This is a genomic window from Actinomadura sp. K4S16, assembly GCF_008327685.1.
GTDB lineage: Bacteria > Actinomycetota > Actinomycetes > Streptosporangiales > Streptosporangiaceae > Spirillospora.
The window spans coordinates 733,161-748,489 of sequence record NZ_BDDE01000011.1; the positions used below are offsets into that span (position 1 = coordinate 733,161).

General features: G+C 72.8%; 13 protein-coding genes. 7 read left to right on the forward strand and 6 right to left on the reverse strand.

Annotated elements, in window-relative coordinates:
* Positions 1–34 precede the first annotated feature (34 nt).
* The 4 genes from K4S16_RS10605 to K4S16_RS10620 form a co-directional block, all read right to left on the reverse strand.
* Positions 35–1,024: a LacI family DNA-binding transcriptional regulator gene (locus tag K4S16_RS10605; protein WP_149258661.1), complete on the reverse strand. Its 990-nt coding sequence runs from the start codon at positions 1,022–1,024 to the stop codon at positions 35–37.
* A 238-nt stretch (positions 1,025–1,262) separates the two neighbouring features.
* Positions 1,263–2,492, reverse strand: a complete 1,230-nt coding sequence (locus K4S16_RS10610; RefSeq protein ID WP_149258662.1) for an acyl-CoA dehydrogenase family protein — start codon at positions 2,490–2,492, stop codon at positions 1,263–1,265.
* 109 nt (positions 2,493–2,601) lie between these two features.
* Complete coding sequence (locus tag K4S16_RS10615) at positions 2,602–3,585, reverse strand: glucosyl-3-phosphoglycerate synthase (protein WP_200841791.1); 984 nt, start codon at positions 3,583–3,585, stop codon at positions 2,602–2,604.
* A gap of 155 nt (positions 3,586–3,740) precedes the next feature.
* Positions 3,741–5,177: a helix-turn-helix domain-containing protein gene (locus K4S16_RS10620; RefSeq protein ID WP_149258664.1), complete on the reverse strand. Its 1,437-nt coding sequence runs from the start codon at positions 5,175–5,177 to the stop codon at positions 3,741–3,743.
* A gap of 150 nt (positions 5,178–5,327) precedes the next feature.
* Here K4S16_RS10620 and aceA point away from each other — a divergent pair, with 150 nt between their 5' ends.
* The 5 genes from aceA (at position 5,328) to K4S16_RS10645 (ending at position 11,064) form a co-directional block, all read left to right on the forward strand.
* The gene (aceA, locus tag K4S16_RS10625) at positions 5,328–6,611 is read left to right on the forward strand and encodes an isocitrate lyase (protein ID WP_149258665.1); all 1,284 of its coding nucleotides are present in this window, start codon (positions 5,328–5,330) and stop codon (positions 6,609–6,611) included.
* 238 nt (positions 6,612–6,849) lie between these two features.
* Positions 6,850–8,367: a M1 family metallopeptidase gene (locus K4S16_RS10630; RefSeq protein ID WP_149258666.1), complete on the forward strand. Its 1,518-nt coding sequence runs from the start codon at positions 6,850–6,852 to the stop codon at positions 8,365–8,367.
* Between the two features lie 105 nt (positions 8,368–8,472).
* Positions 8,473–9,261 (forward strand): ABC-2 family transporter protein, encoded by a 789-nt coding sequence (locus K4S16_RS10635; RefSeq protein WP_149258667.1) that lies wholly within the window; start codon positions 8,473–8,475, stop codon positions 9,259–9,261.
* The gene (locus K4S16_RS10640) at positions 9,254–10,072 is read left to right on the forward strand and encodes an ABC transporter permease (RefSeq protein WP_235036698.1); all 819 of its coding nucleotides are present in this window, start codon (positions 9,254–9,256) and stop codon (positions 10,070–10,072) included. Before K4S16_RS10635 ends, K4S16_RS10640 begins: the two co-directional genes overlap by 8 nt.
* The gene (locus tag K4S16_RS10645; RefSeq protein WP_235036699.1) at positions 10,072–11,064 is read left to right on the forward strand and encodes an ATP-binding cassette domain-containing protein; all 993 of its coding nucleotides are present in this window, start codon (positions 10,072–10,074) and stop codon (positions 11,062–11,064) included. Before K4S16_RS10640 ends, K4S16_RS10645 begins: the two co-directional genes overlap by 1 nt.
* Here K4S16_RS10645 and K4S16_RS10650 read toward each other — a convergent pair.
* Together K4S16_RS10650 and K4S16_RS10655 are read right to left on the reverse strand one after the other, a co-directional pair.
* Positions 11,013–11,678 carry a response regulator gene (locus K4S16_RS10650; protein WP_149258668.1) on the reverse strand — a complete coding sequence of 222 codons (666 nt, stop codon included), beginning with the start codon at positions 11,676–11,678 and terminating at the stop codon, positions 11,013–11,015. The two genes, K4S16_RS10645 and K4S16_RS10650, sit on opposite strands and share 52 nt — an antisense overlap.
* Complete coding sequence (locus tag K4S16_RS10655; protein WP_149258669.1) at positions 11,675–13,303, reverse strand: sensor histidine kinase; 1,629 nt, start codon at positions 13,301–13,303, stop codon at positions 11,675–11,677. The genes K4S16_RS10650 and K4S16_RS10655 overlap by 4 nt, the downstream gene beginning before the upstream one ends.
* A gap of 158 nt (positions 13,304–13,461) precedes the next feature.
* Here K4S16_RS10655 and K4S16_RS10660 point away from each other — a divergent pair, with 158 nt between their 5' ends.
* Together K4S16_RS10660 and K4S16_RS10665 are read left to right on the forward strand one after the other, a co-directional pair.
* Entirely contained in the window at positions 13,462–14,307 is an 846-nt protein-coding gene (locus tag K4S16_RS10660) for an ABC transporter ATP-binding protein (protein WP_200841792.1), read from the forward strand.
* Entirely contained in the window at positions 14,297–15,256 is a 960-nt protein-coding gene (locus K4S16_RS10665) for an ABC transporter permease (RefSeq protein WP_200841793.1), read from the forward strand. The genes K4S16_RS10660 and K4S16_RS10665 overlap by 11 nt, the downstream gene beginning before the upstream one ends.
* Positions 15,257–15,329: the final 73 nt, after the last annotated feature.

Below are 15,329 nucleotides of genomic sequence, written 5' to 3' on the forward strand. Positions count from 1 at the left end.
CTCGTCAGCAAAGTCGGGGAGGGCATCGGTCGGGTCAGGGACGCGGGGTCGGCCGGGCACTGGACCTGACCACCAGCTCCGGCGGGATCAGCACATTTCCCGGCGGCCCCGAGGGTTCGTTCAGCCGCTGCACGAGCAGTTCCAGCGAGCGGCGGCCCAGTTCGCCGAAGTCCTGGCGCACCGTGGACAGCGGCGGGATGAAGTAGGCGGCCTCCGGGATGTCGTCGAAGCCGACCAGGCTGACGTCGTCGGGGACCCGGCGGCCGGCCTCGTGCAGCGCGCGGAGCACGCCCAGGGCCATGTGGTCGTTGGCGCAGAACACCGCCGTGACCTCGGGGTCCTCCGCGAGCCGCCGGCCGGCCTCGTAGCCCGACCGGGCGCTCCAGTCACCGGAGAGCATCTCCGGCACCGGCGCGCCGGCCTCGGCCAGCGTGGCCCGCCACCCCTCGGCCCGGCCCACCGCGTCGAGCCAGGATCCGGGTCCCGCGAGGTGGTGGACCGTGCGGTGGCCGAGGTCGAGCAGGTGGCGGGTCGCCGCCACCGCGCCGGCCCGCTGGTCGATGGCCGCCATCGGGACCCGCGCGGTCAGCCCGCACCCGGCCCCCACCAGCGGCACGAGCCGGCCGGCCTGCGCCAGCACGTCGTTCGTCGAGGTGTGCGGGGCGATCACCACGACGCCCTCGACGGCCTGCTCCGCCAGCCGCCCGACCGCGTCCAGCAGGGCCCGCCGCGTGATCGCGCGCAGGCTGACGATGCTGACGAAGAAGTCGGCGTTGCGGGCGGCCTGCTCGATGCCGTGCAGCATCGACGCCGGCCCGTAGAGCGTGGATTCGAAGCTGATCACGCCGAGCGTCCTGGAACGCCTGGTCACCAGGGTCCGGGCCGCCGGGTTCGGCCGGTAGCCGAGCTCGGCGATCGCCGCCTGCACGCGGGCGCGGGTGCGCGCCGAGACGTTCGGATGGTTGTTGACCACCCGCGACACCGTCTGGTGCGACACCCCGGCGAGCTGGGCGACGTCAGCCATGATCGGAGGATTCGGCGGTCCCTGTTGCGACAACGTCTCCTCCTCTGCGATCGCGCCGGCGCCCGGGGGGCGTTGCGTAGGTCGATTGTGAGCGTGAACAATTCCACCGTCAACCCCTCGAAGCGATCACTTCCCCCGAGGCACGATCCGGCCAGCGAAGGGCCCGGCGCCGGCGATCCCGAAGTCACTGATCACCGATGCCGGGCCCGGACGTTCCCGCTCCGACGCGGAGAGGCGCCTAGCGCACGGGCAGGCCGGTGACGGTGCGGCCGATGACCAGGCGCTGGATCTCCGAGGTGCCCTCGAAGATCGTGAAGATCTTGGAGTCGCGGTGCATGCGCTCGACGGGGTACTCGCGGGTGTAGCCGTTGCCGCCGAGGATCTGGATGGCCTCCTCGGTGACGTGGACCGACATCTCGCTGGCCATCAGCTTGGCCATCGAGCCCTCGGCGTTCTGGAAGTCCTTGCCGGTGCGCGCCATCCACGCGGCCCGCCACACCATCAGGCGGGCGGCGTCGAGGCGGCACTTCATGTCGGCCAGCTTGAAGGCGATGGCCTGGAAGTCGCCGATCTTCTTGCCGAACTGCTCGCGCTCCTGCGCGTACTGGAGGGCGTACTCGTAGGCGGCGCGGCCGACGCCGAGGGCCATCGCGCCGACCGACGGGCGGGTGGTCTCGAACGTCTTCAGCGCGGCCTGGCCCTTGGAGCTCTTGCCCTCGCGGGTGCGCGCGATGCGCTCGTCGAACTTGTCCTTGCCGCCGACGATCAGGCGGGAGGGGATCCGGACGTCGTCCAGGATCACCTCGGCGGTGTGGGAGGCGCGGATGCCGTGCTTCTTGAACTTCTGGCCCTGCCGCAGGCCCGGGGTGCCCGGCGGGACGATGAAGCTGGCCTGGCCGCGGCTGCCGAGCTCGGGGTACACCGAGGCGACGATGACGTGGACGTCGGCGATGCCGCCGTTGGTCGCCCAGGTCTTGGTGCCGTTCAGCACCCACTCGTCCTTGGCCTCGTCGAACACGGCGCGGGTGCGGATCGAGCCCACGTCGCTGCCGGCGTCGGGCTCGGAGGCGCAGAAGGCGCCGAGCTTGATGTCGTCGGTGGTGCCGAACATCTGCGGCACCCACTCGCTGACCTGCTCGGGCGTGCCCACGGCGGCGACGGACGCGGCGGCGAGGCCGGTGCCGACGATCGACAGGGCGATGCCCGCGTCGCCCCAGAACAGCTCCTCGAACGCCACCGGGATGCCGAGGCCGGTCGGCTCCAGCCACTGGGTGGCGAAGAAGTCGAGGGAGTAGATGCCGACCTTGGACGCCTCCTGGATGAGCGGCCAGGGGGTCTCCTCGCGCTCGTCCCACTCCTCGGCGGCGGGGCGGATGACGTCCTTGGCGAACTCGTGCACCCAGTCCCTGACCTCGCGAACGTCCTCGCTGGGCTCCAGCGAGAACGGCGTCTGCTCCGCACTCGTCATGATTAATTGACCCTCTCTCCAATATCGCCTGTTACCAACGGTAGCACCATCTGGAGTTACCGCGGGTAACACATCGGGCGGAGGCGCCGCGCGGGAGCGGCGGAGGCCGCTAGCCGCAGCCCGGCGAGATGGATCGAGCGGCGCTGTAGCCGGGGACCTCGATCATCGGCGGGCGCTCCCCCACGGCCACGTCGGCCGTGCGGGCGTCGTGCCCGTCCGCGGCGCGCCGGAACCTGGTCAGCCCGGTGGAGGGGGCCGCGAGGGGGATCATCCGGCCGTGCCGCTCCAGCCGCGACCAGGCGGTCAGCATGATCTGGCCGGCCATCGCCCCGAGCGCCTCGGTCGACTGGTGCGTGTGGATCCGGCGGCCGAGGTCGACCTGCGCGATCGCGTCGAGCCCGGAGTCCTGGTGGACGTCCAGCAGCAGGCCGAGCTCCACGCCGTAGCCGGTCACGAACGGCAGCCGCTCCAGCAGCGCGCGGCGCCCCGCGTACTCGCCGCCGAGCGGCTGCATGACGCCGGCCAGCAGGGGCCAGTGGAGGTTGATCAGGGGGCGCGCGACCAGCTCGGTCACCCGGCCCCCGCCGCCCTCGACGCGCCGCTCCCCCTCGACCAGCGGCCGGTCGTAGCAGCCCTTGACGTAGCCGACGGACGGGTCGGTCAGCAGCGGGCCGAGCAGACCGGTCACGTAGGAGGAGGTGAACTCGCGCAGGTCGGCGTCCACGAACACGATCAGGTCGCCGGACGTCACGGCGAGGGACTTCCACAGGGCCTCGCCCTTGCCGGACATGCGGCCCTGCTCCGGCAGGACGGCGTCCTGCGCCACCACCTCGGCGCCGGCCGCGGCGGCCACGGCGGCGGTCCGGTCGGCGGAGCGGGAGTCGACGACGACGATCTCGTCCACCAGCGGGATCCGCTCGACCAGGTCGGTGCGGACGGCCGCGACGATCGCGCCGACGGTCGCCTCCTCGTCGCGCGCGGGCAGCACGACGCTGATCCTCGTCGCGCCCTTGGCGGCGAGCAGGAGGCGCGGCGGCCAGTCCTCCGCCGCGCTCGTACGGCGGGCCAACCACGACGCGACCTCGGGCAGCACGCGCTCTCCCTTCCGTGCGGGGCGACCGGGACCGGGCGTCCTGCGGCCGGTGTCCCCTCCCCTACCAGGAAACGCCGGATCCCCCCAGATCATTCACCGTTCGCGCCGCGATCGGCGAACCGACCCGAAGGTTTAACGGCGCCACAACACGCCCGTCACTCGGCGGCGTGCCGGTCCAGGAACTCGTAGACGTCAGCCTCGTCGACGCCGGGGAACGCTCCCGGCGGCAGGACCGACAGGACGTGCGAGTGCGCGCGCGCCGACGGCCACGCCATCCCCTCCCACCGGTCGGACAGGGCCTTCGGGGGCCGCTGGCAGCAGTCGCCGTCCGGGCAGGCCGACCTGACCCGCCGGGTCGTCTCCCGGCCGCGGAACCACCGGGAGTCCTCGAACCGGACGCCCAGCGTGATCGCGAAGTCGCGCTCGTGGCTGGGGTCGATGTGCGACAGGCACCAGTACGTCCCGTTCGGGGTGTCGGTGTACTGGTAGTAGACGGAGTAGCGGTCCGCGGCGCCGAACACGTGCCGCCCGGCCCATTCCCGGCACATCCGCTGGCCCTCGATCGCGCCGTCCTCGTCCTGCGGGAAGGCCAGGCCGTCGTTGGCGTACGCCTTGTAGATCGTGCCGTTCTCGTCGTTCTTGGTGAAGTGCAGTTGGAGGTCGAGGTGGTGGGTCGCGACGTTGGTGAAGCGGTGCGCGGCCATCTCGTAGGAGACGGAGAACACGTCGGCCAGGTCCTCCACCGACAGCTCCCGCGCGGCCTTGGCCTCCTGCAGGAACGGGACGACGGTGCGCTCGGGCATCAGGATCGCGGCGCCGAAGTAGTTGGCCTCGACGCGCTGGCGCAGGAAGTCGGCGAAGTCGCGCGGCTGGTCGTGGTCGAGCGCGATGTGCCCGAGGGTCTGCAGCAGGATCGTGCGCGGCGTGTGCATGCCGAGCTGCTCGCGCTCCAGGTAGATCCGCCGGTTGCGCAGGTCGGTGACCGACCGGACCGAGCGGGGCAGGTCCTGGACGTACTGCAGGCTGAAGCCGAAGTGCCCGACCAGCGTCATCAGCAGCCCCTGCGACACCGCGCCGCGCCGGTACCCGACCGCGTCGAGCGTCTGGGACGCGACGCGCTCGATGTCGGCGAAGTGGTTGCCGCGCTCGTGCATCTGGCGGCGCAGCTCGGCGTTGGCCTTGCGCGCCTCCTCGGGGCTCGCGGTGGGCTTGGTGCGGCTGCGTTTGAGCTCCCCGTACAGGGCGAGGATGTGCTCGATGACCTCGTTGGGCATCCGCTTGCCGACCTTGAGGTGCGACAGGCCGAGCGTCCGGTACAGCGGGTCGCGCTGGGCCTCCTCCAGCTGGATCTCCAGCTGGGCGCGCCGGCTCGGGGGCTGGCGGCGCAGCAGCTCCTCGACCGGGCACTCCAGCGCGGTGGCGAGGGCCTGCAGCAGGGAGAGCTTGGGCTCGCGCCGCCCGTTCTCCAGCAGGGACAGCTGGGACGGGGCGCGGCCGACGCGCTCGCCGAGTTCCGACAGGGTCAGGCCTCGGGCGCGCCGCAGATGGCGGAGGCGCTGCCCGAACGTGACGAGATCCACGTCACTCGTCAAGTTGAGGGGTTCTTCTGTCCGCAAGGTCGTCACCGCTTCATCATAGCGGAAATTTCGCACTTCTTCTGTTACTCGCCAGTTCATAACGGGGTTGCGGTCCGGGCATAGTCGTGAACGAGCACCCAGGGGACGACACGGAAGGGCAAGACGATGAGCGCAAGTCGCCTCAAGGGCGCAGCCGAGGAGCTGCAGCGACAGTGGGAGACCGACCCGCGGTGGAAGGGCGTCGAGCGGACCTACACGGCCGAGGACGTCGTCCGCATCCGCGGTTCGGTCCAGGAGGAGCACACCCTCGCGCGCCTCGGCGCGGAGCGCCTGTGGAAGCTCCTCCACGAAGAGGACTACGTCCACAGCCTCGGCGCGCTGACGGGTCTGCAGGCCGTCCAGCAGGTCAAGGCGGGCCTGAAGGCCATCTACCTGTCCGGCTGGCAGGTCGCGGCGGACGCCAACCTGGCGGGCCAGACCTACCCGGACCAGAGCATCTACCCGGCGAACTCGGTCCCGGCCGTCGTGCGCCGGATCAACAACGCGCTGCTGCGCGCCGACCAGGTCCAGTGGGCCGAGGGTGAGGGCGACACGCACTTCCTCGCCCCGATCGTGGCCGACGCCGAGGCCGGCTTCGGCGGCGTGCTGAACGCCTTCGAGCTGATGAAGGGCATGATCGCCGCCGGCGCCGCGGGCGTGCACTGGGAGGACCAGCTGGCCTCCGAGAAGAAGTGCGGCCACCTCGGCGGCAAGGTCCTCATCCCGACCTCGCAGCACATCAAGACCCTCAACACCGCCCGCCTCGCCGCGGACATCTCGGGCGTGCCGTCTCTGATCATCGCGCGGACCGACGCCGAGGCCGCGACCCTGATCACGACGGACGTGGACGAGCGCGACCGCGAGTTCATCACCGGCGAGCGCACCGCCGAGGGCTTCTACCGCGTCCGCAACGGCATCGAGCCCTGCATCGCCCGCGCCAAGGCCTACGCGCCGCACTCCGACCTCATCTGGATGGAGACCGGCACCCCGGACCTGGAGCAGGCCCGCAAGTTCGCCGAGGCCGTGAAGGCCGAGTACCCGGACCAGATGCTGGCCTACAACTGCTCGCCGTCCTTCAACTGGAAGGCGCACCTGGACGACGCGACCATCGCGAAGTTCCAGCGCGAGCTCGGCCACATGGGCTTCAAGTTCCAGTTCATCACCCTGGCCGGGTTCCACGCGCTCAACTACGGCATGTTCGACCTGGCGCACGGCTACGCCCGCGAGGGCATGACGGCCTACGTCGACCTGCAGGAGCGCGAGTTCGCGGCGGCCGAGAAGGGCTTCACCGCGGTCAAGCACCAGCGCGAGGCCGGCACCGGCTACTTCGACATGGTCAGCACCGCGATCAACCCCGAGTCCTCCACGACGGCCCTGAAGGGCTCGACGGAGGAGGGCCAGTTCCACTGACCCTCGCCGGCCGGCGCCGCCGGCCCCGCTCTCCGGCCTGATCCCCAGGACCCCGAAGGCCCCCGCGTCCCTACACCCGCGGGGGCCTTCCGGTGTCCCGGGACACGTCGCGCCTCCTTTCCCGCCTCTGTGGTCCCTCCTTACGTTCCGGCCACATTCGGCAATGGACCTCGACAAGCGCCGCCGGAGGGGCGCATCGTGAGCCCCGCCAGTCGATCTCTCTGAGAGAGGACCCCTGATGGCGCGTCACCCCCGGTCCATCCGCTCCCGGGCGATCCCCGGAAGGATGCTGCCGCTCGCCGTCGCCGCGGTGAGCGTCGTCGCGCTCGCGCCCGCCGCCGCCGCCGACGGGCCCGCACACCAAGGACGCTTCACCCCCGGCGCACCCGGTGTCGGCGACTCCTACTTCCCGCTGGAGGGCAACGGCGGCTACGACGTCCGGCACTACTCGCTGGACCTGAGCTACGACCCCGACTTCGACCAGCTCGACGGCACCGTGACCGTCACCGCGCGGGCCACCCAGAACCTGTCGCGGTTCGACCTCGACCTGTCCGGGATGGACGTCGACAAGGTCTGGGTCGACCGGCGCCGGGCCCGCTACGAGCGGCACGGCCAGGAGCTGGTCATCACACCGCGCCAGGGCCTGCGGAAGGGGCGGACCTTCACCGCCGTCATCAGGTACGGCGGCGTGCCGCAGACCATCGTCGGCTCGCCGATCGTGTTCGGCTCCCCCTACGGCTTCCTGCACACCCCCGACGGCGCGTTCGTCGGCGGCGAGCCGAACGGCGCCAGCACCTGGTTCCCCGTGAACGACCACCCGAGCGACAAGGCCACCTACGACTACACGATCAGGGTGCCGGAGGGCCTGACGGCCGTCGCCAACGGGCGCCCGACGGGGCACCGCTCCGCCGTCGCCGCCTTCAGCCGCCGCGCGGCCAAGACCCGCGCCGAGGTCTTCACGTGGCGCGAGGACAGCCCGATGGCGAGCTACCTCACCACGATCGACATCGGCAAGTGGACCGTGAAGCAGGGCCGCACGCCCGGCGGCGTCCCCAACTACACCGCCGTCGACCCCGAGCTGCTGGCGAACCAGCCGGACGCGGTGAACTTCTTCTACGACACCACCAGCGAGGTCACCGACCTCTGGTCGAAGACGTTCGGGCAGTACGCGTTCTCCAGCACCGGCGCCATCGCCGACGACGCCCGCTTCAACGGCCAGCCGCTCGGGTTCTCCCTGGAGACGCAGAGCAAGCCGGTGTACTCGGCCGTGCGCAGCACCGGCACGATCGCGCACGAGCTGGCGCACCAGTGGTACGGCGACGCGGTCTCGCCCGCGCGCTGGAAGGACGTGTGGCTGAACGAGAGCTTCGCCACCTGGTCCGCGTGGTACTACACCGAGGTGCACGGCGGCCGGTCCGTGCACGACGCGGCCCGCGCCACCTACGCCGCCCGCCCCTTCCCCGACCGCGAGGGCCGCCCGTACTGGTCGGTGCTCACCGCCGACCCGCAGCGCGACACCATGTTCAACGACCGCGTCTACAGCGGCGGCGGCATGATGCTGCAGTTCCTCCGCGAGAAGATCGGCGACGAGAAGTTCCTCACGCTGCTCCGCACGTGGTACGCCCAGCACAAGTACGGCAACGCCAGGACCGAGCAGTTCACGGCGCTGGCCCAGCAGGTCGCCGGGCAGGACCTGAGCGGGTTCTTCAAGGACTGGCTCTACTCCCCGGTCAAGCCCGACATCCCGCAGGGCTGACCCTCCCCCGCCCGTGGACCGGGCCCCCGGCGCGCCAGGCCGGGGGCCCGGTTCTGTGCGAAAGTACGTGGTCGGAGCCGCGCCGCCTGTCTAGGCTTCCGGCAAGTGGGCGTTCTTCCGTGGGTGTGGTGGTACGGGTTCCGGCGCCACGCCGCCTATCCGCTCGGATCCCTCACCGAGTCGCTCACCAACACGATGTTCGGCTTCATGCGCGCCTACGTCCTGCTGGCGCTCTGGGAGGTCCGGCCGTCCCTCGGCGGGTACGCGGCCGCCGACGCCGTGACGTTCTGCTTCGTCACCCAGGCGCTGATCGGGCCGGTGCAGGTCTTCGGCGGGATGGAGCTGACCGAGCGCATCCGCAACGGGGACGTCGCGATCGACCTGCACCGGCCGGCCGGGCTGCAGGGCTGGTGGCTGGCGCACGACCTCGGCCGCGCGGCGAGCTCGCTGGTGCTGCGCGCCGGGCCGCCGCTGGTGGCCGGCGCACTGGCGTTCCCGTTCCGGTGGCCCGCCCCGGCGAACCTGGCGGCGTTCGCGGTGGCGCTCGTCCTCGCGACGATCGTCAGCTTCGGGCTGCGCTACCTGGTGGCGATGGGGATGTTCTGGCTGCACGACGACCGCGGCCTGAGCGCCGTCACCCTGGTCATGTCGCTGTTCTTCTCCGGGATGATCCTGCCGCTCGTCGTGTTCCCCGGCCGCCTCGGCGAGATCGCCGAGGCGCTGCCGTGGTCCGCGCAGATCCAGGTGCCGGCCGACGTGTTCCTCGGCCGGTACGACGGCGCCGGGCTGGCGGGCGCGCTGGCGTTCCAGGCGGGGTGGGCGGCCCTGCTGCTCGGGGCGGGCGCGCTGGCCACGCGGGCGGCCCGGCGGAGGCTGGTGGTGCACGGTGGCTGATCCCGCGGTGACCGGCGCGCTGCGCGTGTACGGGCTGCTCGCCTGGACGTGGATCCGGGCGGCGGCGCAGTACCCGGTGTCGATGGTGCTGCTCGGCCTGGCCACGGCGGTGGTCTCCGTGCTGGACGCCGCCGCGATCATGGTGCTGTTCTCGCGGGCGCCGCGCATCGCCGGGTTCGGCGTGTACGAGGTCCTGTTCCTGTACGGCACGTCGGCCCTGTCGTTCGCGCTGTCCGACATCGTCCTCGGGACGACCGAGCGGCTCGGGGCCCACGTGCGGGAGGGGACGCTCGACGCGATGCTGGTGCGCCCGGTGAGCCCGCTGGTGCAGATCGCGACGGAGGGGTTCACGCCCCGGCGGCTCGGCAAGCTCGTCCCGGCGGTGCTGGTGCTCGCGTACGCGCTCGGCCGGCTGGACGTCGCCTGGACGCCGGGCCGGCTCGCGATGGTCCCGGTGATGGTGCTGTCCGGGGCTGCGATCTTCGGCGGGCTGTGGGTGCTGACGGCCGCGGTGCAGTTCGTCCTGGTCGACAGCCACGGGGCGAGCAAGTCGGTCACCTACGGCGGCGCCTTCCTCACCCAGTACCCGATGACCATGTTCGCCCGCGACCTGGTCCGCGGGGTGACGTTCGCCGTGCCGCTGGCGTTCGTCAACTGGCAGCCCGCGCTGTACGTCCTGGACCGGCCCGATCCGCTCGGGCTGCCGGACGCGGCGCGGTTCGCCTCCCCGGCCGTCGCCGCCGCGCTGTGCGCGGCGGCGGCGACGGCGTGGCGGGCCGGCCTGCGGCACTACCGATCGACAGGGAGCTGATGGCGGTGCCGATGATCGAAGCCGAGGACGTCGTCAAGTCGTTCACCGTGCGGGCGCGCTCGGGCGCCCTGCGCCGGACGCGGCGGCGGGTGCGCGCGGTGGACGGGGTGTCGTTCACCGTCGAGCGGGGCGAGTTCGTCGGCTACCTCGGCCCGAACGGGGCGGGCAAGTCGACGACGATCAAGATGCTGACCGGCATCCTCACCGCGTCGTCCGGCACGCTGCGGGTGTGCGGGCTGGACCCGTCGCGGCGCCGCACGACGCTCGCGCGCCGCATCGGGGTGGTGTTCGGGCAGCGGACCACGCTGTGGTGGGACCTCCCGCTGCGCTCCAGCCTGGCGCTCGTCCGGCGGCTCTACCGCGTCGAGGCGGCCGCGCACCGGGCCCGGCTCGCGGAGCTGACCGCGCTGCTGGAGCTGGAGCCGTTCCTGGACACCCCGGTCCGGCAGCTCAGCCTCGGCCAGCGGATGCGGGGCGACCTCGCCGCGGCACTGCTGCACGACCCGGAGCTGCTCGTCCTGGACGAGCCGACGATCGGCCTGGACGTGGTGAGCAAGGCGACCGTCCGCGACTTCCTGGAACGCGTCAACGCCGAGCGCGGCACCACGATCCTGCTGACCACGCACGACCTCGGCGACATCGAGCGGCTCTGCCGCCGCGTCATGATCATCGACCACGGCCGGCTCGCCTACGACGGGGGGCTGGACGAGCTGCGGCGCACCGTGGACGCCGACCGGACGCTGGTCGTGGAGCTGGCGCGGCCGGCCCCGCCGATCACCTTGGACGGGATCGAGGCCGAGCGGGTGGAGGGGCCGCGGCAGTGGCTCCGGCTGCCGAACGCGGCGAACGCGGCCGCCGTCGTCGCCGCGCTGGCGCGCGACCACGAGGTCCGCGACATCTCGCTGCGCGAGGCGGGCATCGAGGAGGTCCTCGCCGGCCTCTACCGCGGCGACCACGCGTACTGGTGCTCGGGGCGGCCCGTCGCGCCGTAGCGGAGCGTCACCACGACCCGCCCGGCCTCGGCGAGGGCCGCGAGGTAGCGCTGCGCGGTGGCGCGGGAGATGCCGACCTGGTCGGCGATCTCGGCCGCGGACCGCGGCTCGTCGGCCCGCCGGAGCGCGTCGCTGACCAGCCGCGTCGTCACCGGCGACTGGCCCTTCGGCGCGGGGGTGCGGGCGTGCAGCGGCGCGTACAGGGCGCGGACCGCGCCGTCGAGGGCCGCCTGCGACAGCTCGTTCTCGCCGGACAGCGCCTCCCGGTACCGGGCGTAGGCGGTGAGGCGCTCGTTCAGCGCGGCGGCGGTGAACGGCTTGACCAGGTAGTGCAGGGCGCCGTGCCGGAACGCCTCCCGCACGGCGCGGGGGTCGGCGGCCGCCGTCGCCATGATGACGTCGGCGTCGAGCTCGGGCAGCAGGCTGAGGCCCGAGGCGTCCGGCAGGTAGACGTCCAGCAGGACGAGGGCGGGCCGCAGTTCGGCGGCCATGGCCCTGGCCTGCGCGGCGCTGTGGGCGAGCCCGGCGACCGCGAAGCCCCGCAGCGCCGCCACGAATCCGGCGTGGACCTGCGCGACGCGGAAGTCGTCGTCCACCACCAGCACGTCGATCATCGCACCGCCTCCGCGCCCAGCACCCCGGGGAGCCGGGCGACCGCCACGGCCCCGCCCCCGTCCGGCCCGCCCGTTCCCGCGTCCACGAAGGTCACGTCGCCGCCGCGGGCGCGGGCGGTGCGGCGCGCGAGGCCCAGCCCGAGCCCGCGCGAGCGGCCCGCCGCGGTGTCGCGGGTGGAGACGCCGTCGTCGAAGACGGCCTCGCGGAGCCCGTCCGGCAGCCCGTCGCCGGAGTCGGTGACGGTGGCGTGCAGGTCGGGGCCGTCGCCGAGCAGCTCGACCTCGACGCGAGCGGGCCGGCGCCGCCCGAGCCGCGCGGCCTCGACGGCGTTGTCGACGAGGTTGCCGACGACGGTCGTCACGTCCAGGGGGTCGGCGACGCGGCCCGGCACGTAGCTGCCGGCGCCGATGTCGAGCCGGACGCCCTTCTCGGCCGCGACGGCCGACTTCGCCGACAGGAAGGCGCGCAGGTACGGGTCCGAGACGGGGTCGGGCAGGTTGTCGGGCGCCGGGGCGCGGCGCGCGGCGTCCTCCATCAGCGTGCCGATGTAGTCGGCGGCCTCCTCGCTGTGGCCGAGTTGGAGCAGGCCGGACAGGGTGTGCAGCCGGTTGGCGTACTCGTGGCGCTGCGCGCGGAGCGCGTCGAAGAGCGTGCTGACCGAGTCCAGCTCGCGGGCGAGCGTCTCCAGGTCGGTGCGGTCGCGCAGGGTGACGACGGCGCCGAGGTCGCGGCGGTGCCTGCGGACCTCCCGCCGGTTGACGACGAGGACGCGGTCCCCGGCGGTGACGAAGAGGTTGGTGGCGTCGCGCCGCCCCGTCAGGACGTCCCGCAGCGCGCCCTCCGGGGCGAGGCCCCCGGCGGACGCGCCGCGCTCCGGTGCGACGCCGAGCAGCCGGGACGCCTCGTCGTTGCAGACCGCGACCCTGCCCGCGCTGTCGACGGCCACGACGCCCTCGCCGACGCCGTGCAGCACCGCCTCCCGCTCGTGGACCAGCTCCACCAGCTCGTACGGTTCGAGGCCGAGCGTCTGGCGCTTCAGCCTGCGGCCGATCGCGGCGGACGCGACGACGCCGAGCAGGACGGCGCCGGCGACGAACAGCGACATCTCGCGCAGCAGGCGGCCGAGCTCCCGGTCGATGGCGCGGGCGTCGAACCCGACGCTGACCTCGCCGAGGATCCGCCCGCCCGGCCCGTACAGCGGCACCTTGCCGCGCGCGGACAGGCCGAGCGTGCCGCGCTCGACGCGGACGACCTCCCGCCCGGCGAGGGCGTCGGAGGGGTCGGTGCTCACGTGCCGGCCGAGCTCCAGCGGGTTCGGGTGGGACAGGCGGAGGCCGCGGCCGTCGGTCACCACGACGAACAGCGCACCCGTCCGGACCCGCACCCGCTCGGCGCGGTCCTGGACGAGCCCGCCGGGATCGTCCACCGCGACCGCCGCCGCGATCTCCGGGTCGGCGGCGACGCTGCGCGCCACGGTGAGCGCCCGCTGGCCGTACTGGTCGCGCAGCCGGCCGTCGAGCATCCAGGCGACCAGCCCGTACCCGAGGACCGCCACGACGACGACCACGCCCACCTGCAGGATCAGCACCTGGCGGGCGAAGGAGATGCGGGGCCGGACGGACATGACGTGCACCGTAGACCATGCCGGCCCGGCCGCCCAGACCCCGCGTGAGCAGAACGCGCAGAACCCCGGCTAACGCGCTTAACGTGGGGATTCGCGGCTTGCGAGCACATCGCGGGCAAGGGTTCCGGTGACGCGCGCCACATTCGTACGGTGCCGCCGTGTCCACATCAGCAGCACCCAAGCGAGAAGGCTCCGAGCGAGCCGCCGGACCAGTGATCGAACTGGCCGGCGCCACCAAGCGCTTCCGGTCGGCGGGCGGCGTCCACACGGCGGTCAGGGACCTCCACATGTCGGTGGGGCCCGGCGAGTTCGTCGCCGTGGTCGGCCCGACCGGCTGCGGCAAGTCCACCACCCTGTCCCTCGTCTCCGGGCTGGAGCCGGCGTCCGAGGGCCGCGTCCTGGTCCACGGCCGGCCCGTGGACGGGATCCCCGACGGCGTCGGCTACATGTTCCAGAACGACGCCGTCCTGCCGTGGCGGTCCGTCCTGGACAACGTGGCGGCGGGCCCCCGCTACCGGGGCGCGTCCAAGCGCGAGGCCCGCGACCGCGCCCGCGACTGGGTCGCGCGCGTCGGCCTCGCCGGGTTCGAGGGCTACTACCCCCACCAGCTGTCCGGCGGGATGCGCAAGCGCGTCGCGCTCGCGCAGACCCTCGTCAACGAGCCGTCCGTGCTGCTCATGGACGAGCCGTTCTCCGCGCTCGACGTGCAGACCCGGGGCCTCATGCAGGACGAGCTCCTGCGCCTGTGGTCGGGGTCCGGCGCCGCCGTCGTGTTCGTCACGCACGACCTGGAGGAGGCGCTCGTGCTGTCCGACCGGGTCGTGGTCATGACCGCGGGCCCCGCGACGATCAAGGGCGTGTTCGACGTGCCGCTGGAGCGGCCGCGCGACGCCGAGGAGGTCCGGCTCACCGGCGGGTTCCTCGAGATCTACCGCGAGGTGTGGGACTCGCTGCGCGAAGAGGTCCAGATCACCCGCGAGAGAGGGGCCGGCCATGCCGCGTGAGACGAAGACGCATGAGACCGAGACACGCGAGGCGAGCGCGCGCGAAACGGAGACCGCCCCGGCGGCGGCCGCCGGCGAGCCCGGGCCGGCGCCGGGCGCGTCCGGGCCGGGCGACCAGGGCGACCGGGCGGCGATCGCGCGGCTGCGCACCGCCGGGCTGCGCCGCACCCTCGGCGTCACCGCCGTCCGGGTCGCGCTCGTGGCGGCCTGGCTGGGCTCGTGGGAGCTGGCCGCGCGGAGCTGGATCGACCCGTTCTACTACTCGATGCCGTCGAAGATCTGGGAGCGGCTCGTCGACTGGTTCACCGAGGGCACCTCGCAGGGGTCGATCTGGGAGCAGATCTCGGTCACGCTCCAGGAGGCCGTCGCGGGCTTCGCGCTCGGCGCGGCGGGCGGCGTCGTGCTCGGCATCGTGCTCGGCCGCAGCCGGTTCCTGGCGGAGGTCTGCGCGCCGTTCATCAAGGCCGTCAACGCGATCCCGCGCATCATCCTGGCCTCGCTGTTCATCATCTGGTTCGGGCTCGGCATGCAGTCCAAGATCGCGACGGCGTTCGTGCTGGTGTTCTTCGCGGTCTTCTTCAACGCCTTCCAGGGCGCCCGCGAGGTCGACCGGAACCTGGTCAACAACGCGCGGATCCTCGGCGCGGGGCGGCTGCAGGTGCTGTGGACGATCGTGGTGCCGAGCGCCACCTCGTGGATCCTCGCCTCGCTGCACTCGGCGTTCGGCTTCGCGATCATCGGCGCGGTCGTCGGCGAGTACACCGGCGCCGACAAGGGCCTCGGCCTGCTCATCAACCACGCCCAGGGCACCTTCGACGCCGCCGGGATCTACGCCGGGATGATCATCATCACGGTGCTGGCGCTGCTCGCCGAGTACCTGCTCACGCTGTTGGAGGGCCGGCTGCTGCGCTGGCGCCCCGCCGCGTCCGGGCACGACGTCCAGATCTGACGCCGCGCCTTCCCGCCCCTCTCCTCCCCACCCCTCCTCCTTCCCACCCCTGTCGCACGACCAGGAGAACCGT